Raw genomic sequence first — 19,883 nt, 5'->3', positions numbered from 1 at the left:
AAATGGATATCGGGATGATTCGTGGCCTGGGCACCGTTGTCGTGATGGTGGCCTTCATCGGTCTGGCGTTGTGGGTGTTCAGTCCCAAGCGCAAGTCGGAGTTCGAAGACGCGACCTTGCTGCCTTTTGCGGATGATCCCGAAGCCATCAAGCACGTCGAGCAAGCTTCTAGGAGTAACAAAGAATGACTACATTCTGGAGTCTGTATGTCACAGTCCTCAGTCTCGGTACGATCTTTTCCCTGACCTGGCTGCTGCTGTCGACCCGTAAGGGCCAGCGCACCGAGTCGACCGAAGAGACGGTTGGCCACTCCTTCGACGGTATCGAGGAGTACGACAACCCCCTGCCGAAATGGTGGTTCATGCTGTTCGTGGGCACCATCATTTTCGCCCTGGGTTACCTGGTGCTGTACCCGGGCCTGGGCAACTGGAAAGGCCTGCTGCCAGGCTACAACTACCTCGATAACGAAAAGCAGACCGCGTTCGCCAACGGCCAGACCGGCTGGACCGGCGTTCACGAGTGGGAAAAGGAAATGGCTCGCTCGGACGCCAAGTTCGGTCCGATCTTCGCCAAGTTCGCGTCCATGCCGATCGAAGAAGTCGCCAAGGACCCTCAAGCGCTGAAAATGGGCGGCCGCCTGTTCGCCTCCAACTGCTCGGTCTGCCACGGCTCCGACGCCAAGGGTGCCTACGGCTTCCCTAACCTCACCGACGCCGACTGGCGCTGGGGTGGCGAAGCGGAAACCATCAAGACCACCATCATGGGCGGTCGCCACGCGGTGATGCCGGCGTGGGCTGATGTGATCGGCGAGCAAGGCGTAGCGGACGTTGCCGCTTTCGTCCTGACCAACCTCGATGGCCGCAAGCTGCCGGAAGGCGCCAAGGCTGACCCGGTTGCCGGGCAGAAACTGTTCGCGGCCAACTGCGTGGCTTGCCACGGTCCGGAAGGTAAAGGTACCCCAGCGATGGGCGCACCTAACCTGACCCACCCGGCCGCGTTCATCTACGGTTCGAGCTTTGCGCAACTGCAGCAGACCATCCGTTACGGCCGCCAGGGCCAGATGCCTGCCCAGGAACAGCTGCAAGGTAACGACAAGGTTCACCTGCTGGCCGCTTACGTCTACAGCCTGTCGCATGGCGAGAAGGCTCCGGTGGCAGACGCCCAGTAAGGCATACGCCTGATGCAGTAACGAACGGCCCCGCCAATGAGAATTGGCGGGGCCGTTTTGTCATGGGCGCTGGTTTCATAATCTGAAACCTATATTCGATGGGATTGCGGGCCGGTCAGGGGTAACGTCGACTGACCTGGCAACCAGCATGAAGCGGGTTGGCCAGGACAAGGAAGTCAATCGTCATTACACAAGGAATGCATACCATGTCTGATCAAGAACACATCGTTGACGACTGTAGGGGGCCGGTATTGCCTGAGCCTGCAAAGGAAGTAATCGTTCCGGCAGTCGAGCGCCTCATCACCGAGTGCGAAATACCCGAAGAACCTGAACCTGAGGAAACTGCGCCGCGTCGTGCCAACTTTTCCGGCAGCGGGCTCGACGGCCTGGGCGGGGGAAATATCCTTTAAGCGGTGATTCATGAGCGCAGCGGACATCCGCTGCGCTCTAAAGCCACGTCCCCGACAGTTCGGTCGTGCTCTACCGTTGAGCTATAGTCAATTGACCTGCATCATGTTTTGTTACATTCGCTACACCATTCGAGTTTTTTCCCCAACGCGACCAAAGGTCGCACCCTTGAGCTAGAGCGACAGGCGTATCATTGCGCTACTGCAACACCTCTTTTTGACCGCGGTCGGCACGTACTGACCGAGGCATTTTTCCACTGCCGTGGGATGCAATGATGAGCAACCAGATTCCGGTACACGACGTCACCCCGCCCACCAAGAACGCAAACAACAGCGTCGACCTTTACGCCTCCAGGGAAAAAATCTACACCCGCGCCTTCACCGGCCTGTTTCGCAACTTGCGCATGGCGGGTGGCGCTTTCCTGTTCCTGCTGTATTTCGGCACGGTGTGGCTCAACTGGGGCGGGCACCAGGCGGTCTGGTGGAATCTGCCGGAGCGCAAGTTCTTCATCTTCGGTGCCACCTTCTGGCCTCAGGATTTCATCCTGCTGTCCGGCATGCTGATCATTGCCGCCTTCGGCCTGTTCTTCATCACCGTGTACGCCGGTCGGGTCTGGTGCGGTTACACCTGCCCGCAGAGCGTCTGGACCTGGATCTTCATGTGGTGCGAGAAGATCACCGAAGGCGATCGTAACCAGCGCATCAAACTCGACAAGGCGCCGATGAGCGCCAACAAGTTCCTGCGCAAATTCAGCAAGCACAGCCTGTGGCTGTTGATAGGTTTCGTCACCGGCATGACCTTCGTCGGCTACTTCACGCCGATTCGCGAGCTGGTGATCGAGTTCTTCACCGGTGAAGCCGATGGCTGGTCGTATTTCTGGGTCGGTTTCTTCACGCTCGCCACCTATGGCAACGCCGGCTGGCTGCGTGAGCAAGTGTGCATCTACATGTGCCCGTACGCACGCTTCCAGAGCGTGATGTTCGACAAGGACACGCTGATCGTTTCCTACGACCCGCGCCGTGGCGAAAGCCGTGGCCCGCGCAAGAAAGGCATCGACTACAAGGCCCAGGGCCTGGGTGACTGCATCGATTGCACCATGTGCGTCCAGGTCTGTCCGACCGGTATCGACATCCGCGACGGCCTGCAGATCGAGTGCATCGGCTGCGCGGCGTGCATCGATGCCTGCGACGCCATCATGGACAAGATGGAATACCCGCGCGGCCTGATCAGCTACACCACCGAGCACAACCTGTCCGGGCAGAAAACCCATAAACTGCGCCCGCGCCTGATTGGCTATGCCGTGGTACTGCTGGCAATGATCGGGGTGCTGGTGACCGCGTTCTTCATGCGCTCGCTGGTCGGTTTCGACGTCAGCAAGGACCGCGTGCTGTACCGTGAGAACGCCGAAGGCCGGATCGAGAACGTCTACAGCCTGAAGGTGATGAACAAGGACCAGCGCGACCATACCTATCTGCTCGAGGCCGCCGGCCTGCCGGACCTCAAGCTGCAGGGCCGGCGCGAGATCAAGGTTGCGGCCGGCGATATCGTCAGCCAGCCGGTCGAACTGTCCGTGGCCCCGGAACAATTGCCATCGAGCACCAACGAGGTGAAATTCATCCTCAGGGACGCCGATGACGCCAGCATTCACGTTGAAGCCAAGAGCCGATTCATCGGCCCACAAAATCGTTGAGAGAAGTGATCATGCCCGCAGCAACTGCCGCAAGTCCCTGGTACAAGCACCTTTGGCCGTGGATCATCATCGGGATCCTGGCCTGCTCGGTGACCCTGACCTTGTCCATGGTGACCATCGCGGTGAAGAACCCGGACAACCTGGTCAACGACAACTACTACGAGGCCGGCAAGGGCATCAACCGCTCCCTGGACCGTGAACTGTTGGCGCAGACCCTGCTGATGCGCGCCAGCATTCATCTGGATGACGTGACCGGTGAAGTCGACCTGCGCCTGAGCGGCAATAGCCAGCCTGCCACGCTTGAGCTGAACCTGATCTCGCCGACGCAACCGGAGAAGGATCGCAAGATCACCCTCACCCGCAGCGACACCGAACAGGGCCGCTATATCGGCCAACTGAGCGACAAGATCGAAGGCCGCCGCTTTATCGAACTGCTCGGCACCCAAGATGACCACATCTGGCGCATGTTCGAGGAAGAGCTGGTCAACCATGACAAGGAACTGCTACTCGGTGATGAACCGTTGCAAGGCGCGGAAGACCTGAAAAAATAAGCCTTACCTGATCGCCCCCGCGCTCTGCGTGGGGACGCAGCCAGGAACGCTCCGCGTTCCAGCCGAAGCGGACGCGGAGCGTCCGGGGAGGCATTCCCACGCGGAGCGTGGGAACGATCATCGGACAACACCTCATGACCACCACCCCGACCCCCTGCTACCACTGCGCCCTGCCCGTCCCCAGCGGCAGCCGCTTCACCGCCGTCGTACTCGGGGAGCCGCGGGAATTCTGCTGCCCGGGATGCCAAGCCGTGGCCGAGGCCATTGTCGCAGGTGGCTTGCAAAGCTATTACCAGCATCGCAGCGAAGCTTCGGCCAACCCCGAGGCGCTGCCGGTGCAACTGGTCGATGAATTGGCGCTGTACGACCGCGCCGACGTACAGCAACCCTTCGTTCGCCACGAAGGCGATTTGGCCGAAACCACGCTCCTGATGGAAGGCATCAGTTGCGCCGCCTGCGGCTGGCTGATCGAGAAACACCTGCGCACCTTGCCGGCCGTTGCCGAAGCGCGCCTGAACCTGTCCAACCATCGCTTGCACGTGCGCTGGGCCGACGGGCAATTGCCCCTGAGCCGGGTGCTCGCCGAATTGCGCCACATCGGTTACGCCGCCCACCCTTATCAAGCCGATCGCGCCAGCGAACAACTGGCCAGCGAAAATCGCCTGGCCCTGCGCCAGCTTGGCGTGGCCGGGCTGTTGTGGTTCCAGGCGATGATGGCAACCATGGCGACATGGCCGGAATTCAACATCGACCTCAGCCCCGAGCTGCACGCCATCCTGCGCTGGGTCGCGCTGTTCCTCACCACACCGATCGTGTTCTACAGCTGTGCGCCGTTCTTCAAGGGCGCCATGCGCGACCTGCGCACACGGCACCTGACCATGGACGTATCGGTGTCGCTGGCCATTGGCAGTGCCTACATCGCCGGGATCTGGACCTCGATCACCGGGGTCGGCGAGCTGTATTTCGACGCCGTGGGCATGTTCGCCCTGTTTCTGCTGGCCGGGCGCTACCTGGAGCGGCGAGCCCGGGAGCGCACCGCCGCCGCAACCGCGCAACTGGTCAATTTGCTTCCCGCCTCCTGCCTGCGCCTGAGCGCCGACGGCCAGAGCGAGCGCATCCTGCTCAGTGAACTAAGGGTGGGCGATCACGTGCTGGTGCATCCGGGGTCGATTTTGCCGGCCGACGGCAAGATCCTCGAAGGCCAGTCGAGCATCGACGAATCGCTGCTGACCGGCGAATACCTGCCGCAGCCACGCACCCCGGGCGATGCCGTCACCGCTGGCACCCTGAATGTGGAAGGCCCGTTGACCGTCGAAGTCCTGGCCCTCGGTCATGACACCCGCCTCTCGGCCATCGTGCGCCTGCTCGACCGCGCCCAGGCCGAAAAACCACGGCTGGCGGAAATCGCCGACCGTGCCGCGCAATGGTTCCTGTTGCTGACACTGATCGCCTGCGCCTGTATCGGACTGTTGTGGTGGGAGCTGGACCCGTCTCGCGCCTTCTGGATCGTGCTGGCGATGCTGGTCGCGACCTGCCCGTGCGCCCTGTCCCTGGCCACGCCGACCGCGTTGACCGCCGCCACCGGCACCTTGCACAAGCTGGGTTTGTTGCTGACCCGCGGTCACGTGCTCGAGGGCCTGAACCAGATCGACACGGTGATCTTCGACAAGACCGGCACCCTCACCGAAGGGCGCCTGGCGCTGCGTTCGATCCGCCCCCTCGGCGCGCTTGCCAGCGATCAATGCCTGAGTCTCGCCGCCGCACTGGAGAACCGCTCAGAACACCCGATTGCCCGCGCTTTTGGTCGCGCGCCGGTGGCCGCCGAAGAGGTTCACAGCACGCCGGGGCTGGGCCTCGAAGGACGGGTGGGCGAGCAACGCCTGCGCATCGGCCAACCCGGTTTTGTCTGTGCACTCAGCGGCGCCACGGTGCCCTCCATACCGGAGGAAGCCGGGCAATGGCTGCTGTTAGGCGATAGCCAGGGCCCGCTGGCGTGGCTGGTTCTCGACGATCGTTTGCGCGCCGATGCCCCTGATCTGCTGGCGGCCTGCAAGGCCCGTGGCTGGCGCACCCTGTTGCTGTCGGGCGACAGCTCGCCGATGGTCGCCAGTGTCGCGGCTGAATTGGGCATCGATGAAGCCCGTGGCGGCTTGCGTCCGGACGACAAGCTGCAAGTCCTGCAACAACTGCACAAGGAAGGTCGCAAGGTGTTGATGCTCGGAGACGGGGTCAACGATGTGCCGGTACTGGCCGCCGCCGACATCAGCGTGGCCATGGGCTCGGCCACTGACCTGGCGAAAACCAGCGCCGACGCGGTACTCCTGTCCAACCGCCTCGATGCCCTGGTGCAAGCGTTCAACCTGGCGCGCCGCACCCGCCGGGTGATCATCGAGAATTTGCTGTGGGCCGCGCTGTACAATGGACTCATGTTGCCGTTCGCCGCCCTTGGCTGGATCACACCGGTGTGGGCAGCCGTCGGCATGTCGCTCAGTTCGTTGACCGTGGTGCTCAACGCCCTGCGCCTGACTCGCCTGCCGAGCGCGCCGGCTGCACGCACCACGCCAGAAACCCGCCCGCTGCCGGCCTGAGCCGCGCGGGCATGGAGTCCAGATGCCAGCTCTCTACGTGATGATTCCGGCCGCGCTGTTGATCGTGGCCATCGCTGTCTACATCTTCTTCTGGGCCGTCGACAGCGGTCAGTACGACGACCTCGACGGCCCGGCCCACAGCATCCTGTTCGACGATCAGGACCCGAACCACACCGCGGCGGTCGACGAGGCCAGCGGCCATCCGCCCAAACCCGACGACAAGGCGCCGCCCCATGCTTGATTTGGCGCCGCTGCTGGTGTCGGCGGTCATCCTCGGTCTGCTCGGTGGCGGTCATTGCCTGGGCATGTGCGGCGGCTTGATGGGCGCATTGACGCTGGCCATTCCCAAGGAACAACGCAGTCGCCGCTTTCGCCTGCTGCTGGCTTACAACCTGGGGCGCATCCTCAGCTATGCCACCGCCGGCCTGTTGATCGGCCTGGCCGGCTGGGCGGTGGCCAACAGCCCGGCGGCGATGTTCATGCGCGTGCTCGCGGGCCTGCTGCTGATCGCCATGGGCCTGTACCTGGCCGGCTGGTGGAGCGGGCTGACCCGCATCGAAAGCCTCGGTCGCGGCCTGTGGCGGCATATCCAGCCGGTCGCCAACCGACTGCTGCCGGTGTCGAGCCTGCCCCGGGCGTTGTTGTTGGGCGGACTTTGGGGCTGGCTGCCTTGCGGGCTGGTCTACAGCACCCTGCTGTGGTCGGCCAGTCAGGGCAATGCGCTGGACAGCGCATTGTTGATGCTGGCGTTCGGACTGGGCACCTGGCCGGTGCTGCTCGCTACGGGGCTGGCAGCCGAACGGGTGACGGCGTTGTTGCGCAAACGCAGCGTGCGCATGGCGGGCGGATTGCTGGTGATGTTGTTCGGCATCTGGACCTTGCCGGGGCCGCATCAGCATTGGCTCATGGGGCATTAGATCGCGGCGCGCCCTTCGCGAGCAGGCTCGCTCCCACATTGAAAGCATTCCTACCTGTGGGAGCGAGCCTGCTCGCGAAGAGGCCCGAACCGACAACACAACTCTGCACCCTTGACGCAAATCAAGATCCCCAAACGCCCCACCCCCTAGACTCGCCAACACTGCCAGCCTATCCGGGGAATTGCCCGCATGATGCTCGACGCCATTCGTTGGGACACCGATCTGATCCGCCGTTATGACCTGGCGGGACCGCGCTATACCTCCTACCCGACCGCGGTGCAATTCCACAGCCAGATCAGCCCGTTCGACCTGCTGCATGCCCTGCGCGACAGCCGCAAGGCCGTGCGCCCGTTGTCGCTGTATGTGCACGTGCCATTTTGCGCGAACATTTGCTATTACTGCGCCTGCAACAAGGTGATCACCAAGGATCGCGGCCGGGCGCTGCCTTACCTGCAGCGCCTGGAACAGGAAATCCAGCTGATCGCCTGCCACCTCGACCCCGCACAGAAAGTCGAGCAACTGCATTTTGGCGGCGGCACGCCGACCTTTCTCAGCCACGACGAACTGCGCCAGCTGATGGCGCACCTGCGCAAGCATTTCAATCTGCTCGATGACGATAGCGGTGACTACGGCATCGAAATCGACCCTCGCGAAGCCGACTGGTCGACCATGGGCCTGCTGCGCGAACTGGGTTTCAATCGGGTCAGCATCGGCCTGCAAGACCTTGACCCGGCCGTACAGCGCGCGGTCAATCGCCTCCAGAGCCTGGAGGAAACCCGTGCGGTCATCGACGCCGCCCGGACACTGCAGTTTCGTTCGATCAACATCGACCTGATCTACGGACTGCCCAAGCAGACCCCGGAAAACTTCGCCCGCACCGTCGACGAAGTCATTAACCTGCAACCCGACCGGCTCTCGGTGTTCAACTATGCGCACCTGCCGGAACGCTTCATGCCGCAACGGCGGATCAACAGTAACGAGTTACCGACGCCAGCACAAAAGCTGGAGATGCTGCAGCGCACCATCGAACAGCTGACCAACGCTGGCTACCGCTACATCGGCATGGACCACTTCGCGCTGCCCGATGACGAGCTGGCGATCGCCCAGGAGGAATCGACCCTGCAGCGCAACTTCCAGGGCTATACCACCCACGGCCATTGTGACTTGATCGGCCTTGGCGTGTCGGCAATCAGCCAGATCGGCGACCTGTACTGCCAGAACAACAGCGACCTCAACCAGTATCAGAACGCCTTGGCGTCGGCGCAGCTGGCCACCAGCCGCGGCCTGCTGTGCAATGCCGATGACCGCGTGCGGCGGGCGGTGATCCAGCAGTTGATCTGCAATTTGAGCCTTGAGTTCGTCCAGATCGAACGAGCCTTCAACATAGATTTTCAAGGCTATTTCGGCGAACTTTGGCCGCAATTGCAGGGCATGGCCAAAGATGGCCTGATTGAGCTGGACAGCGAACGCATCACTGTACTGCCGGCAGGTCGCTTGCTGGTTCGCTCGGTGTGCATGGTATTTGACGCTTACCTGGAACAACACAATCGCCAACGGTTCTCCCGAGTGATCTAGACCCTGCGACAAATCCGCCGTGCGCTGGCTTCAATGTCCTGCAGTGGGTTACCCTTACGTCTTATGTGTGTTTTCCCACAAGGATTGAAGAAATGTCCGAGCCAGTAAAACTGCGCGCTCACACTCAAGCCCACTGCAAGGATTGCAGCCTGGCCCCACTGTGTTTGCCACTTTCTCTGAATCTGGAAGATATGGATGCGCTGGACGAAATCGTCAAACGAGGCCGCCCGCTGAAAAAGGGTGAGTTTCTGTTTCGCCAGGGCGACCAGTTCGACTCGGTTTACGCCGTACGCTCCGGCGCCCTGAAAACCTTCAACCTGAGCGATGCCGGCGAAGAACAGCTCACTGGCTTCCATTTGCCGAGCGAACTGGTCGGGCTGTCGGGCATGGACACCGAAAAACACCCGGTGTCGGCGCAAGCGCTGGAAACCACCTCGGTGTGTGAAATCCCTTTCGAACGTCTCGACGAACTGGCCCTGCAACTGCCGCAATTGCGCCGTCAGCTGATGCGCGTGATGAGCCGCGAGATCCGTGATGACCAGCAAATGATGTTGCTGCTGTCGAAAAAAACCGCCGACGAGCGCATCGCCACCTTCCTCGTCAATCTGTCTGCACGCTTCCGTGCCCGCGGCTTCTCGGCCAATCAGTTCCGCTTGAGCATGTCGCGCAACGAAATCGGCAATTACCTGGGCCTGGCGGTGGAAACCGTGTCGCGGGTGTTCACGCGCTTCCAGCAGAACGAACTGATCGCCGCCGAGGGCAAGGAAATCCGCATCCTCGACCCGATCCAGCTCTGCGCCCTGGCCGGTGGCTCCCTCGAAGGCTGATTCGGTGGATCGCGGCTGAGCGAAACGGTTCAGCCGCCGTTATACTGTGTCGTTTGCAGCCTGCCAGGACTCCTTCGATGGTCTTCGATTCCTTCGACATCAAATCCCTCATCCGCCCCGTGATCGACTTTCCGAAGCCCGGTGTGATCTTTCGCGACATCACCCCGCTCTTCCAGTCGCCCACGGCCCTGCGCCTGGTGATGGACAGCTTCGCCCACCGTTATGTCGAGGCGGACTTCACCCACATTGGCGCCATGGATGCCCGTGGTTTCCTGATTGGCTCAGTGCTGGCTTATCAGTTGAACAAGCCGCTGGTGCTGTTTCGCAAGCAAGGCAAGTTGCCGGCCGACGTCCTGGCAGAAGGCTACGCGACCGAATACGGCGAAGCGTTTCTTGAAGTGCACGCCGACAGTCTGTGCGAAGGCGATTCTGTGGTGATGTTCGATGACCTGATCGCTACAGGCGGCACCCTGATTGCGGCGGCAAACCTGATTCGCCGCATGGGCGCGCGGGTGCATGAAGCGGCGGCGATCATCGATTTGCCGGAGCTGGGTGGGTCGCAACGCTTGGAAGATATGGGGATTCCGACGTTTTGCCTGACGCAGTTTGCCCTTTCCGATAAATAAGCGGCGACTTCACCGATGCCTTCGCGAGCAGGCTCGCTCCCACAGTGGTGCACAAAATATGTGTACAGCGAAAATCCCCTGTGGGAGCGAGCCTGCTCGCGAAAGCGTTAATCGCTACACCGCAAGTCTCAAAGCCCCATCTGCTTGCTGATGATCTCGTTCATCACTTCCCGCGTCCCGCCGCCAATCGACAGAATCCGGTTATCCCGGTACAACCGCTCCACCAGGCTCTCGCGCATGTAACCCAGGCCGCCCAGTATCTGCACGGCATCGTGGGTAATCCGGTCCGCCGTGTCCGTTGCAAAGTTCTTGGCCATGGAAATCTCCTTGATCACGCTCTTGCCCGCCGCCATTTTTGCCGCCTGCCGATAGGTGAACTCCCGTGAGACTTCGAGGGCCGTGGCCATCTCCGCCAGGCGATGCTTGATCACCTGGAACTTGCCGATCGGCTTGCCAAAGGCTTCACGCTCACGCGCCCACTGAAGGCTCTCCTCCAGGGCAAGCTGCGCGGTCATGTTGGCCATCAAGGCCAGGGCCAGGCGTTCGTTCTGGAAATTGCCCATGATGCAGGCGAAACCCATGTTTTCGCCGCCGATCAGATTGCCTACAGGCACTGGGCAATCATCGAAGAACAATTCGGCCGTGTCCGACGCCCACCAGCCCATTTTCTTCAATTGCCGCCCCACGGTGAAACCCGGGGTGCCCTTCTCGATCAACAACAGGCTGATGCCGGCGAAACCCGGCTCACCGGTGCGCACCGCGACGGTGTAGTAATCCGCGCGTACGCCGCTGGTGATGAACGTTTTACTGCCGTTGACCCGGTAGACGTCGCCTTCACGCACGGCGCGGGTTTGCAGGTTGGCGACGTCGGAACCGCCGCCGGGCTCGGTGACGGCCAGGGCGCTGATTTTCTCGCCGGACAATACCTGTGGCACCACCCGATCCCGTACGCAAGGCCTGGCCCACTTGACTATCGGCGGCAGGCCAATGTCCAGGGAGCCCAGCCCCGCCACCAGGCCGCCCGAGCCACAGCGCATCAGCTCTTCGCTGGCGGCGATCTTGGCGAATACATCCCCTTCGTGACTGCCGCCCAGGCTTTGCGGGTAGCCAATGCCGAGAATCCCCGCCGCACCGGCCTTGAGGTAGAGCTCGCGGGGAAAGCTTTCGGCTTCCTCCCATTGGTCAATGTCCGGAAGAATCTCGCGCTGGACGAAACGCCTGACGCTGTCGCGGACCATTTGGTGGTTGGGGTCGAAGTATTCCTCAAAGGCAGGCATGGGCGAGCTCCACTGAAGGGTTCAGCGAAGTTAACCGAGCGCTTGCTTGGTTTACAAGATCAAAAGATCGCAGCCTGCGGCAGCTCCTACAGAAAAACACCGATCCCCTGTAGGAGCTGCCGCAGGCTGCGATCTTTTGCTGTTACAGCGAGATCGGCTTACGCCCCGCAAACGAATGCGCCAGCGTCCCGCCATCCACCAACTCCAGCTCGCCGCCCAGCGGTACCCCATGGGCGATACGCGAAGCGATCAGGCCTTTGCTGCTGAGTAACTGGGCGATGTAGTGCGCAGTCGCCTCGCCTTCCACGGTCGGGTTGGTGGCGAGGATGACTTCGGTAAAGGTGCCCGCCTCTTCGATCCGCGCCATCAATTGCGGGATGCCGATTGCCTCCGGCCCCAGCCCGTCAAGCGGCGAAAGATGCCCCTTGAGCACGAAGTAGCGGCCACGGTAACCGGTCTGCTCCACGGCATAGACATCCATCGGCCCTTCCACTACGCACAGCAAGGTGTCGTCGCGGCGGGTATCGGCGCATTGCGGACAGAGGTCGTCTTCGGTCAGCGTGCGGCACTGACGGCAGTGACCGACCCCATCCATGGCCTGGTTCAGGGCCAGTGCCAGGCGCGAGCCGCCACTGCGATCACGCTCGAGCAACTGCAACGCCATGCGCTGGGCGGTTTTCTGACCCACACCTGGCAAAACTCGCAGGGCGTCGATCAGTTGGCGAATCAAAGGGCTGAAGCTCATGGGGAAAAGTCCGACGAAAACAACGAGACGCGGTTTATACCCGCGCCTCTGTTGACCGTCAATTCACAGCGTCATTTAGTCGTTGGGCGCGACCCGCACCACCAGCTTGCCAAAGTTGCGCCCCTCCAGCAGCCCGATGAACGCTTCGGGCGCCTGCTCCAGGCCATCGACCACGTCTTCGCGAAACTTCACCTTGCCATCACGTACCCACGGCGCCATCGCGCTGATGAACTCCGGCTGACGGTCACCGTAATCGTCGAACACGATAAAGCCCTGGATTCGCACACGCTTGGTCAACAGCGTGCGCTGCAATAGCGGCAGGCGATCCGGGCCGCTCGGCGCTTCGCTCGCGTTGTAGGAAGCAATCAGGCCACAGAGCGGAATCCGCGCCTTGGGGTTGAGCAACGGCAACACGGCGTCGAACACCTTGCCACCGACATTCTCATAATAGATATCGATACCCTTGGGGCACGCCTTGGCAAGCTCGTCGACGAAATCCGGGCTCTTGTGGTCGATGCAGGCATCGAAGCCCAGCTCCTCAGTGACATAACGACATTTTTCCGCCCCGCCCGCCACGCCGACCACGCGCAGGCCCTTGATCTTCGCCACCTGTCCCACCACCGAACCGACGGCGCCAGAGGCCGCCGCGACCACCAGGGTCTCGCCTTCCTTGGGCTGGCCGATGTCCATCAAGCCCATGTAGGCGGTCATGCCCGGCATGCCCAGCACACCCAGGGCCATGGAGGGGCTGGGCAGGCCCGAGGGCACTGGAATGATGCTGCGACCGTCATTGATGCTATGGCTTTGCCATCCCGTGGCGCCGACCACCAGGTCGCCTTCGTGGAACTTGGGATGCAACGAACGCTCAACCCGGCTGACAGCACCACCGGTCATCACTTCGCCGATTTCCACCGGCGCGGCATAAGACGGCGCGTCACTCATGCGCCCACGCATGTAGGGGTCCAGCGACAGATAGAGGGTCTTGAGCAGCACCTGACCCTCGGCCAGGTCGGGTAGCGCGACCCGCTCCATCCGGAAATTCTCCGGCGTCGGTGCGCCGACAGGGCGCGAGGCCAGGACGATACGTTGGTTGAGGGTCATGGGGTCGGACATGTCAGCGTCTCCTGTGATCGATGAATTCGGGGGTATAGGGAGCAGACCTTGGTGGCGGTACGGCGTTCGATGTTTATTCCTGGCACATGATCGTTCCCACGCGCAGCAAAGGAATGCAGCCCGGGACGCTCCGCGTCCCTTTCTGAAGCTGGAACGCGGAGCGTCCCTTTAGGCATTCCTTTGCTGCGCGTGGGAACGATCAGTGACCAGAAACAAAAATGCCAGGCGCGATGCCTGGCATTTTTTGTAGCTCATCCAACGCCCGAAGGCGAATCAGAATGGCAGTTTCATGCCCGGTGGCAGTTGCATGCCAGCGGTCATGCTGCCCATTTTGTCCTGGCTGTTGGCTTCGATCTTGCGCACGGCGTCGTTGACGGCCGCGGCGAACACCGCTTCGAGCATTTCCTTGTCATCTTCGCTCAGGCCTTCGACCAGGCTTGGGTCGATGGTCACGCGCTTGACGTCGTGACGACCGGTCATCACCACGGTGACCATGTCGCCACCGGCTTTACCGGTGACTTCGGCGTTGGCCAGCTCTTCCTGCATCTTGGCCATTTTTTCCTGCATCTGCTGCGCCTGCTTCATCAGGCCGGCCATGCCACCTTTCATCATGGGAATCACCTCAAAAGTACTTGGATTAAACGACGCACGACCCGTACGGGCGAGCGCCTTCAGTTATTAGCCCTGACTGGCCAGGGCCTCGACAGGTTCAATAGTATCGTTACGGATCACCGCACCGAACTGCTGCATCATTTGCTGGATGAACGGATCACCGTGGATCGACTCCTCGGCCTCGCGCTGACGGTCGGCACGCCGACGGGACGCCGCCTGGGCCGGGGTTTCCTGCTCGGGCTTGATCAGCTCCATGGTCAGGGTCAGGGTCCGCCCGTGATACTGGTTCAACGCTTCATTGAGACGACGTTGTTGAGTGGCGTTGAACAAGGCGCTGTGGGCCGGGTCCAGGTGCAACAACCAGTTGTCGCCATCGACCGCGATCAGCGTGCAGTTGGCGGCGATGCTGCCAGTCATGCCGGAAATCGGCAGTTTCGGGAACAGCTCCAGCCATTGCAGGGCCAGGCCCGTGGCCGGCGCTGCGGCGGGCTCAGGCTCGGGCTCCACGGCAGGCTCGGCGGTGTGTTCGCTGGCCAGCTCGTCGAGGTAGCTGTAGGCCGAGTCCATGTCTGGCTCGATATAGTCTTCGTCCAGCGGCGGCTCGTCATCCATGTCCATGCCCGGGGTAGCGGCATCGACTTGCGCCACCGTCGGTTCCGGAATGGGCGCGGCGGCCCACTCCGGCGCGTCCGGTACCACGCTGTCCGGGGTCGGCAACGGCATGGGCGGCAACTCGGGCTGCTCGCTGGCGGTTTCCAGCACCGGCTCGACAGCTGGCTGTTGAACGGCTTCTGGCTCGACCGGGTCGTTCCATGGCAGGTCGACCACTTCCTCGACCACGACCGCCTCGACCACCGGCTCAGGTACAGGTACAGGTACAGGTACAGGTACAGGTTCAGCGACAACCGGCGCGGGTGCCGGAGCCACCGCCGCGACAGGTGCAACCGGTGCAGCGACGACCTTTGCAACGACCGGCGTGGCAGCCACTGATTTGGCGGAATCAACCGTGGCCTGGCTGATCCCCACTGGCTTTAGCGGTTGCCTCGGCGCGTCCGCGGTGTCCGCGGGCCGGAATGCCAGCATGCGTAACAGCACCATTTCAAAGCCGCCACGGGGATCCGGCGCCAGCGGCAAGTCGCGGCGGCCGATCAGGCCCATCTGGTAATAGAACTGCACGTCTTCGGCCGGCAACGCCTGGGCCAGGGCCAGCACCCGGTCTCGGTCGCCATGACCGTTGTCGACGCCTTCCGGCAAGGCCTGGGCAATGGCAACCCGGTGCAGCACATTGAGGATCTCCGAGAGCACGCCATTCCAGTCCGGGCCTTGTTCGGCCAGGTGGCGGACCGCTTCGAGCAGGGCCTTGGCATCGCCTTCGATCAGCGCATGCAGGACGTCATAGACCTGGCCGTGATCAAGGGTGCCAAGCATCGCCCGAACGTCCGCGGCCATGACCTTGCCCTCACCGAAGGCAATCGCCTGGTCGGTGAGGCTCATGGCATCGCGCATCGAACCGTCGGCGGCGCGACCGAGCAACCACAGCGCGTCGTCTTCGAACGGCACGTTCTCGACACTCAGCACGTGGCTCAAATGCTCAACGACCCGTTCCGGGGTCATGTTCTTCAAGGAGAACTGCAGGCAACGCGAAAGAATCGTTGCAGGAAGTTTCTGCGGGTCAGTGGTGGCCAGGATGAACTTGACGTAGGGTGGCGGCTCTTCGAGGGTTTTCAACAGCGCATTGAAAGAATGGCTGGAGAGCATGTGCACTTCGTCGATCAGGTAGACCTTGAAACGCCCGCGGCTAGGGGCGTACTGCACGTTGTCGAGCAACTCGCGGGTGTCTTCGACCTTGGTGCGGCTGGCGGCGTCGATCTCGATCAGGTCGACGAAGCGGCCTTCATCGATCTCGCGGCACACCGAGCACTCGCCACAGGGCGTTGAAGTGATACCTGTTTCACAGTTCAGGCATTTGGCTATGATCCGCGCGATAGTGGTCTTGCCGACCCCGCGCGTACCGGTAAACAGGTAGGCGTGGTGCAGCCGCTGGCTGTCCAAGGCATTGATCAGAGCCTTGAGCACATGGGTCTGGCCGACCATTTCGCGGAACGAGCGCGGACGCCATTTACGTGCAAGAACCTGATAACTCATCGAAAACCGTCGCAGCGAAGGAAGCAGAAGCGGCTAATGCTAGCGGAGCAAGGCACAAATTGCATCCGGTGCGCTCGTCTAATCTGGCTAAGCTGCATTTTGCAGGCTTTTTGCGTCAAAGTTAGCGGAGCGTTTATGCGGTTAGCCTGGGGGGCACTGCTGTTGTTAAGCCTGGACGGAACGGCCGCTGAAGCGCCGTTGCGCTTCGTGGTGCCTGACAGTTGGGCGATGCCGATGGTGCAACTTGAACGTGGCCGGCCGACCCAGGGCATCCTGTATGACGTGATGCTCAGCCTCGCGACCCAGGTCGGCGTGCCGGCGCAGTTCCACGTATTGCCCCGCGGCCGGGTGCAAAACGCCATGGAACAGGGCGAGGTCGACATACGCTGCTACGCCGCGCAGTCCTGGACGCCGAACCAGTCCGGCGACTATATCTGGAGCATTCCGCTCTGGACTCAACCCGACCTGCTGGTCAGCCGTCCCGATGCGAACACCTCCGTCACGCCAACACACTTGCCCCATCAATCGATCGGGACGGTCCTGGGCTACAGCTACCCAACCCTGCAACCCCTGTTCGACGCCAACCGGCTGTATCGCGACGATGCCCGCAACCAGGAACAGGTGCTGGAGAAGCTGCATGCCGGGCGCAACCGCTATGCGGTCAGCAACCAATGGACCCTTGACTGGTTCAACCAGCGCTTGTTGCCGCAGCAGCAACTGCAAAGCGTGGCGCTCCTGCAGGAGCAACGCGTCGGCTGCTACGTGCGCAACGACCCCAAGGTGCCGGTGCAGCGCATCCTGCGCACCCTGCTGCGCATGAAGATGTCCGGGGAGATCGACGACATCATTGCCCTTTATGTCGGAGGCAAGACTGAACCCAGGCCATGACCTTGTGCGGTGGCATCTGCCGCCCGCCATTGCGCCGGCACGACAAAACCCGCGACCCAGCCGGGCACATCGTCAGCAGGCATCGGCTGCGCAATGAAATTGCCCTGGGCCACCTCGCACCCCAGGCGCAACAGCAACTCACCGTGCTCGATACTTTCCAGCCCCTCGGCGATCACCTGGCGGCCAAATGCCCGGGCAAGGCCGATCACGGCCGTGGTCAATGCCAAGTCATCGCCATCATGAAGAATGCCGCGCACAAAGGACTTGTCGATCTTGATGGCCTGGGTGCGCAGGCGCTTGAGGTAACTCAGGGATGAGTAGCCGGTGCCGAAATCCCCCAGGGAAAACTGCACCCCCAGCGCCTGGCAAGCCTGCAGACAGGCACTGACATGCTGGATGTTCTCGACCGCGACCGACTCGACGATTTCCAGGTCAAGCCGCTGCGGAGCGACTCGCTCGTGCCGCGCCAACAGGTTTTTGAGGCGCTCGACGAAATCCGCCCGCTGAAAATGCCGCGCCGCGATATTGATGCTCACCGGCCAGTCATGCCCGGCCTGGCGCCATTGATCCAGCTGCGCCAACACCCGGTCCAGCACCCACTCACCGATATCGATGATCAGGTCCGTCTCCTCCACCTGAGGCAAAAAATCCCGGGCAGGCATCAAGCCGATTTGCGGGTGCTCCCAGCGCAGCACCGCCGCAAAGCCAACGACTTGGCCACGGCGCATGTTGACCTTGGGCTGGAACTGCAGGCGCAGCTCTCCGGCATCCAGCGCCTGACGCACCCGTTCGACCGTCTCGTGAGTGGCCTTGACCTCGCGGTCGCGGCTCACGTCGAACAAGTGAAAGCGCTTGCGACCGCTCTGCTTGGCCACGTACATGGCCTGATCGGCATGACGCAGCAAGGTCCCGGCATCTTCGTTGTCGTGAGGAAAGAGCGTGACGCCAATACTGGCAAACACATTGATGTCCTTGCCGTGCAGTGAGTACGGTGCCGATATCGCCCCCAGTACCCGGTTCAGCGCGGCCCGCAATTTCGGCAGGTCATGGACGTAGCGCAACACCAGGACGAACTCGTCGCCGGCCAGCCGTGCGACCACATCCTCGCCACGCACGACGTTGCGCAGGCGCTTGGCCACCTCCACCAGCAACAGATCGCCGGTGGCATGCCCGTAGCCGTCATTGATCGCCTTGAAGCCGTCGAGATCGAGCATGCACACTGCCAGCGGAATGCTCTCCTGCCGGGAGAACTCCAACGCCTGATCGAGCAGATCCGAGAGAAATGCACGATTGGGCAGCCCGGTCAGCACGTCATGACCGACCCGCCATTGCAGGGAATGCAGGAGCTGGCGTTTTTCGCTGATGTCAAAGCGAATCGACAGATACCGCTCTACCCGCCCGGTGGCAGTATCGATCACCGGCACCATGGTGCTTTCGACCCAATACAGGCTGCCATCCTTGGCACGATTGCAGATCTCGCCCTTCCAGATTTGACCCCGGGAGATGGTGCGCCACATGTCGACGAAGAAGTCAGTGGCGTGCATGCCGGAATTGAGCATGCGATGGTTTTGCCCAAGCAACTCTTCACGGCTGTACCCGGACACTGCGCAAAACTGTTCATTGACGTGGGTGATCCGGCCGCCCAGGTCGGTCTCGGAAAAAATCGCGGCGGCATCCACCGCCCTGCGGTATTTCTCATCCATGAGTCAGGCTCGTTGTCGCCGGCGGTGGAACCCGTTCAAGGCAGCAACACCGATGCTGGTAATATTCTGCAAGACTGCAAGTGGCTTTCGCCGCCTTGCGTAACTACGCAATAGTGGCTTTTTCATATTATTCCATAATCTGAAACAAGCTCACTCAATGTCGCTTTTGGACGGCAATTCTACGAAATGCATCACATTTTGCAAAGCAAGGTGATGGTTAATGCAGTTGCCTATTACTACATCAATCGTTAAGTTCTTGATTCTAAATGGGAATTAAAGCGATGCACATTTCAAGTTTGGGTCCAGCCATCCGGCGGTACCGCAAGGTCGCGGGGCTTACTCAGGCTGAACTTGGCGAAAGAACCGGTTTTGACCCCAAAACCATCAGCCGCTTCGAAACCGGTACCTATACCCCCAGCGTGGACGCACTGTTCATGTTTGCCAATGTGCTGGGGGTGAAGCTGAAAGCCTTTTTCGCCGACCCTGGCGATGAGGACGAACAACGGGCGTACCTGTTCGATGTCATACATAAAGCCCCCCCAAAGGATCTGGGAAAGCTGATTGCAGCGGTTGACCAGGCCTTGTCCAAGCCTTAGAGCCAGCAAGAACGATGATCGACGTGTCGCGTCCGACAGGTCGAGCTCCTTTTTTATGTCGCCACCAAATCGCAGACGACAAAAAGCCGCGATGGGCAGGCGCCATGGCGGTACAGGAAACTGGTTTGATTGATTACGCGAGAGAGGGTCTCGCGGTTCGTTAAGGTGGTAACCCCACCAGCCACACCCCGGCACACAATGTCACCGCTGCGGCTGCTCCCTTCCAGGCCTGACCGGGTTCACGGCTGATCGTTGCGGGGGGACCGATGGGGTCACCATAACGACGCTCACCTGACGGCGAGCCGCGCCATTGTACCTATCTGGGACGAAGTTACAACCGTTCGAGTGGATTAAAAAAAATGAGCGGGTTCAAGGACATGCGATGGGCTTGAAAAGCTTGACGGCGTAGATATCCATTCCCGCGGTAACGGCCCCCTATGGTTTCGCCCTTACG

The 19,883-nt window shown here is 61.5% G+C and carries 19 protein-coding genes and 1 other RNA gene; 13 read left to right on the top strand and 7 right to left on the bottom strand.

Features of this window, described 5'->3' with window-relative positions; genetic code table 11:
• Positions 1 to 2 precede the first annotated feature (2 nt).
• From PG5_RS29125 to PG5_RS29075, 11 genes are all read left to right on the top strand, one after another.
• The gene (locus PG5_RS29125) at positions 3 to 188 is read left to right on the top strand and encodes a CcoQ/FixQ family Cbb3-type cytochrome c oxidase assembly chaperone (RefSeq protein WP_003175465.1); all 186 of its coding nucleotides are present in this window, start codon (positions 3 to 5) and stop codon (positions 186 to 188) included.
• The gene (gene ccoP / locus PG5_RS29120) at positions 185 to 1,168 is read left to right on the top strand and encodes a cytochrome-c oxidase, cbb3-type subunit III (RefSeq protein WP_020800667.1); all 984 of its coding nucleotides are present in this window, start codon (positions 185 to 187) and stop codon (positions 1,166 to 1,168) included. Before PG5_RS29125 ends, ccoP begins: the two co-directional genes overlap by 4 nt.
• A 206-nt stretch (positions 1,169 to 1,374) precedes the next feature.
• Positions 1,375 to 1,578 (top strand): hypothetical protein, encoded by a 204-nt coding sequence (locus tag PG5_RS33980; RefSeq protein ID WP_020800666.1) that lies wholly within the window; start codon positions 1,375 to 1,377, stop codon positions 1,576 to 1,578.
• 272 nt (positions 1,579 to 1,850) lie between these two features.
• Entirely contained in the window at positions 1,851 to 3,266 is a 1,416-nt protein-coding gene (ccoG, locus tag PG5_RS29110; RefSeq protein ID WP_033041223.1) for a cytochrome c oxidase accessory protein CcoG, read from the top strand.
• Between the two features lie 11 nt (positions 3,267 to 3,277).
• Positions 3,278 to 3,817 (top strand): FixH family protein, encoded by a 540-nt coding sequence (locus PG5_RS29105; RefSeq protein WP_033041221.1) that lies wholly within the window; start codon positions 3,278 to 3,280, stop codon positions 3,815 to 3,817.
• Positions 3,818 to 3,951: 134 nt separating this feature from the next.
• Positions 3,952 to 6,405: a heavy metal translocating P-type ATPase gene (locus tag PG5_RS29100; protein WP_020800663.1), complete on the top strand. Its 2,454-nt coding sequence runs from the start codon at positions 3,952 to 3,954 to the stop codon at positions 6,403 to 6,405.
• A gap of 22 nt (positions 6,406 to 6,427) precedes the next feature.
• On the top strand, positions 6,428 to 6,646 hold the full coding sequence (gene ccoS, locus PG5_RS29095; RefSeq protein ID WP_008057874.1) for a cbb3-type cytochrome oxidase assembly protein CcoS: 219 nt from the start codon (positions 6,428 to 6,430) through the stop codon (positions 6,644 to 6,646).
• Complete coding sequence (locus PG5_RS29090; RefSeq protein ID WP_020800662.1) at positions 6,639 to 7,322, top strand: sulfite exporter TauE/SafE family protein; 684 nt, start codon at positions 6,639 to 6,641, stop codon at positions 7,320 to 7,322. The genes ccoS and PG5_RS29090 overlap by 8 nt, the downstream gene beginning before the upstream one ends.
• Before the next feature lie 192 nt (positions 7,323 to 7,514).
• Positions 7,515 to 8,897, top strand: coding sequence for an oxygen-independent coproporphyrinogen III oxidase (gene hemN / locus PG5_RS29085; RefSeq protein ID WP_042955847.1), 1,383 nt, complete (start codon positions 7,515 to 7,517; stop codon positions 8,895 to 8,897).
• A gap of 92 nt (positions 8,898 to 8,989) precedes the next feature.
• On the top strand, positions 8,990 to 9,724 hold the full coding sequence (fnr, locus tag PG5_RS29080) for a fumarate/nitrate reduction transcriptional regulator Fnr (RefSeq protein WP_020800660.1): 735 nt from the start codon (positions 8,990 to 8,992) through the stop codon (positions 9,722 to 9,724).
• A gap of 77 nt (positions 9,725 to 9,801) precedes the next feature.
• On the top strand, positions 9,802 to 10,350 hold the full coding sequence (locus PG5_RS29075) for an adenine phosphoribosyltransferase (protein WP_008057870.1): 549 nt from the start codon (positions 9,802 to 9,804) through the stop codon (positions 10,348 to 10,350).
• A 128-nt stretch (positions 10,351 to 10,478) separates the two neighbouring features.
• On the opposite strand, the gene PG5_RS29070 is transcribed toward PG5_RS29075, so the two are convergent.
• From PG5_RS29070 to dnaX, 5 genes are all read right to left on the bottom strand, one after another.
• Positions 10,479 to 11,627: an acyl-CoA dehydrogenase family protein gene (locus PG5_RS29070; protein WP_020800659.1), complete on the bottom strand. Its 1,149-nt coding sequence runs from the start codon at positions 11,625 to 11,627 to the stop codon at positions 10,479 to 10,481.
• A 142-nt stretch (positions 11,628 to 11,769) separates the two neighbouring features.
• Entirely contained in the window at positions 11,770 to 12,372 is a 603-nt protein-coding gene (gene recR, locus PG5_RS29065) for a recombination mediator RecR (protein ID WP_020800658.1), read from the bottom strand.
• 75 nt (positions 12,373 to 12,447) lie between these two features.
• Positions 12,448 to 13,485 carry an NADP-dependent oxidoreductase gene (locus PG5_RS29060; RefSeq protein ID WP_020800657.1) on the bottom strand — a complete coding sequence of 346 codons (1,038 nt, stop codon included), beginning with the start codon at positions 13,483 to 13,485 and terminating at the stop codon, positions 12,448 to 12,450.
• A 273-nt stretch (positions 13,486 to 13,758) separates the two neighbouring features.
• Positions 13,759 to 14,097, bottom strand: coding sequence for a YbaB/EbfC family nucleoid-associated protein (locus PG5_RS29055; protein ID WP_007933349.1), 339 nt, complete (start codon positions 14,095 to 14,097; stop codon positions 13,759 to 13,761).
• Between the two features lie 66 nt (positions 14,098 to 14,163).
• On the bottom strand, positions 14,164 to 16,242 hold the full coding sequence (dnaX, locus tag PG5_RS29050) for a DNA polymerase III subunit gamma/tau (protein ID WP_020800656.1): 2,079 nt from the start codon (positions 16,240 to 16,242) through the stop codon (positions 14,164 to 14,166).
• 135 nt (positions 16,243 to 16,377) lie between these two features.
• Here dnaX and PG5_RS29045 point away from each other — a divergent pair, with 135 nt between their 5' ends.
• Complete coding sequence (locus PG5_RS29045) at positions 16,378 to 17,130, top strand: ABC transporter substrate-binding protein (protein ID WP_020800655.1); 753 nt, start codon at positions 16,378 to 16,380, stop codon at positions 17,128 to 17,130.
• Here PG5_RS29045 and PG5_RS29040 read toward each other — a convergent pair.
• Positions 17,097 to 18,833, bottom strand: a complete 1,737-nt coding sequence (locus PG5_RS29040; protein WP_020800654.1) for a bifunctional diguanylate cyclase/phosphodiesterase — start codon at positions 18,831 to 18,833, stop codon at positions 17,097 to 17,099. The genes PG5_RS29045 and PG5_RS29040 overlap by 34 nt on opposite strands.
• A 281-nt stretch (positions 18,834 to 19,114) precedes the next feature.
• Here PG5_RS29040 and PG5_RS29035 point away from each other — a divergent pair, with 281 nt between their 5' ends.
• A complete protein-coding gene (locus PG5_RS29035) occupies positions 19,115 to 19,429 on the top strand; it encodes a helix-turn-helix domain-containing protein (protein WP_020800653.1) in 315 nt (104 codons plus the stop codon).
• A gap of 172 nt (positions 19,430 to 19,601) precedes the next feature.
• Here PG5_RS29035 and ffs read toward each other — a convergent pair.
• Positions 19,602 to 19,698: signal recognition particle sRNA small type (ffs, locus tag PG5_RS33970), an RNA gene on the bottom strand.
• Positions 19,699 to 19,883 lie beyond the last annotated feature (185 nt).

Origin of the sequence: Pseudomonas sp. G5(2012) (assembly GCF_000408945.1) — a bacterium.
Lineage (GTDB): Bacteria > Pseudomonadota > Gammaproteobacteria > Pseudomonadales > Pseudomonadaceae > Aquipseudomonas > Aquipseudomonas umsongensis.
Note: the sequence above shows the minus strand (reverse complement) of the source record. Positions and strands in the feature narration are given on the sequence as shown.

Excerpts from the sequence above, each read along its gene's own strand:
- ccoG (WP_033041223.1), top strand. The coding sequence starts at position 1,851 with ATGAGCAACCAGATTCCGGTACACGACGTCACCCCGCCCACCAAGAAC.
- fnr (WP_020800660.1), top strand. The coding sequence starts at position 8,990 with ATGTCCGAGCCAGTAAAACTGCGCGCTCACACTCAAGCCCACTGCAAG.
- PG5_RS29100 (WP_020800663.1), top strand. The coding sequence starts at position 3,952 with ATGACCACCACCCCGACCCCCTGCTACCACTGCGCCCTGCCCGTCCCC.
- PG5_RS29075 (WP_008057870.1), top strand. The coding sequence starts at position 9,802 with ATGGTCTTCGATTCCTTCGACATCAAATCCCTCATCCGCCCCGTGATC.
- PG5_RS29035 (WP_020800653.1), top strand. The coding sequence starts at position 19,115 with ATGCACATTTCAAGTTTGGGTCCAGCCATCCGGCGGTACCGCAAGGTC.
- hemN (WP_042955847.1), top strand. The coding sequence starts at position 7,515 with ATGCTCGACGCCATTCGTTGGGACACCGATCTGATCCGCCGTTATGAC.
- PG5_RS33980 (WP_020800666.1), top strand. The coding sequence starts at position 1,375 with ATGTCTGATCAAGAACACATCGTTGACGACTGTAGGGGGCCGGTATTG.
- PG5_RS29060 (WP_020800657.1), bottom strand. The coding sequence starts at position 13,485 with ATGTCCGACCCCATGACCCTCAACCAACGTATCGTCCTGGCCTCGCGC.
- PG5_RS29045 (WP_020800655.1), top strand. The coding sequence starts at position 16,378 with ATGCGGTTAGCCTGGGGGGCACTGCTGTTGTTAAGCCTGGACGGAACG.
- recR (WP_020800658.1), bottom strand. The coding sequence starts at position 12,372 with ATGAGCTTCAGCCCTTTGATTCGCCAACTGATCGACGCCCTGCGAGTT.
- PG5_RS29055 (WP_007933349.1), bottom strand. The coding sequence starts at position 14,097 with ATGATGAAAGGTGGCATGGCCGGCCTGATGAAGCAGGCGCAGCAGATG.
- ccoS (WP_008057874.1), top strand. The coding sequence starts at position 6,428 with ATGCCAGCTCTCTACGTGATGATTCCGGCCGCGCTGTTGATCGTGGCC.
- PG5_RS29040 (WP_020800654.1), bottom strand. The coding sequence starts at position 18,833 with ATGGATGAGAAATACCGCAGGGCGGTGGATGCCGCCGCGATTTTTTCC.
- PG5_RS29105 (WP_033041221.1), top strand. The coding sequence starts at position 3,278 with ATGCCCGCAGCAACTGCCGCAAGTCCCTGGTACAAGCACCTTTGGCCG.
- PG5_RS29125 (WP_003175465.1), top strand. The coding sequence starts at position 3 with ATGGATATCGGGATGATTCGTGGCCTGGGCACCGTTGTCGTGATGGTG.
- PG5_RS29090 (WP_020800662.1), top strand. The coding sequence starts at position 6,639 with ATGCTTGATTTGGCGCCGCTGCTGGTGTCGGCGGTCATCCTCGGTCTG.
- ccoP (WP_020800667.1), top strand. The coding sequence starts at position 185 with ATGACTACATTCTGGAGTCTGTATGTCACAGTCCTCAGTCTCGGTACG.
- PG5_RS29070 (WP_020800659.1), bottom strand. The coding sequence starts at position 11,627 with ATGCCTGCCTTTGAGGAATACTTCGACCCCAACCACCAAATGGTCCGC.
- dnaX (WP_020800656.1), bottom strand. The coding sequence starts at position 16,242 with ATGAGTTATCAGGTTCTTGCACGTAAATGGCGTCCGCGCTCGTTCCGC.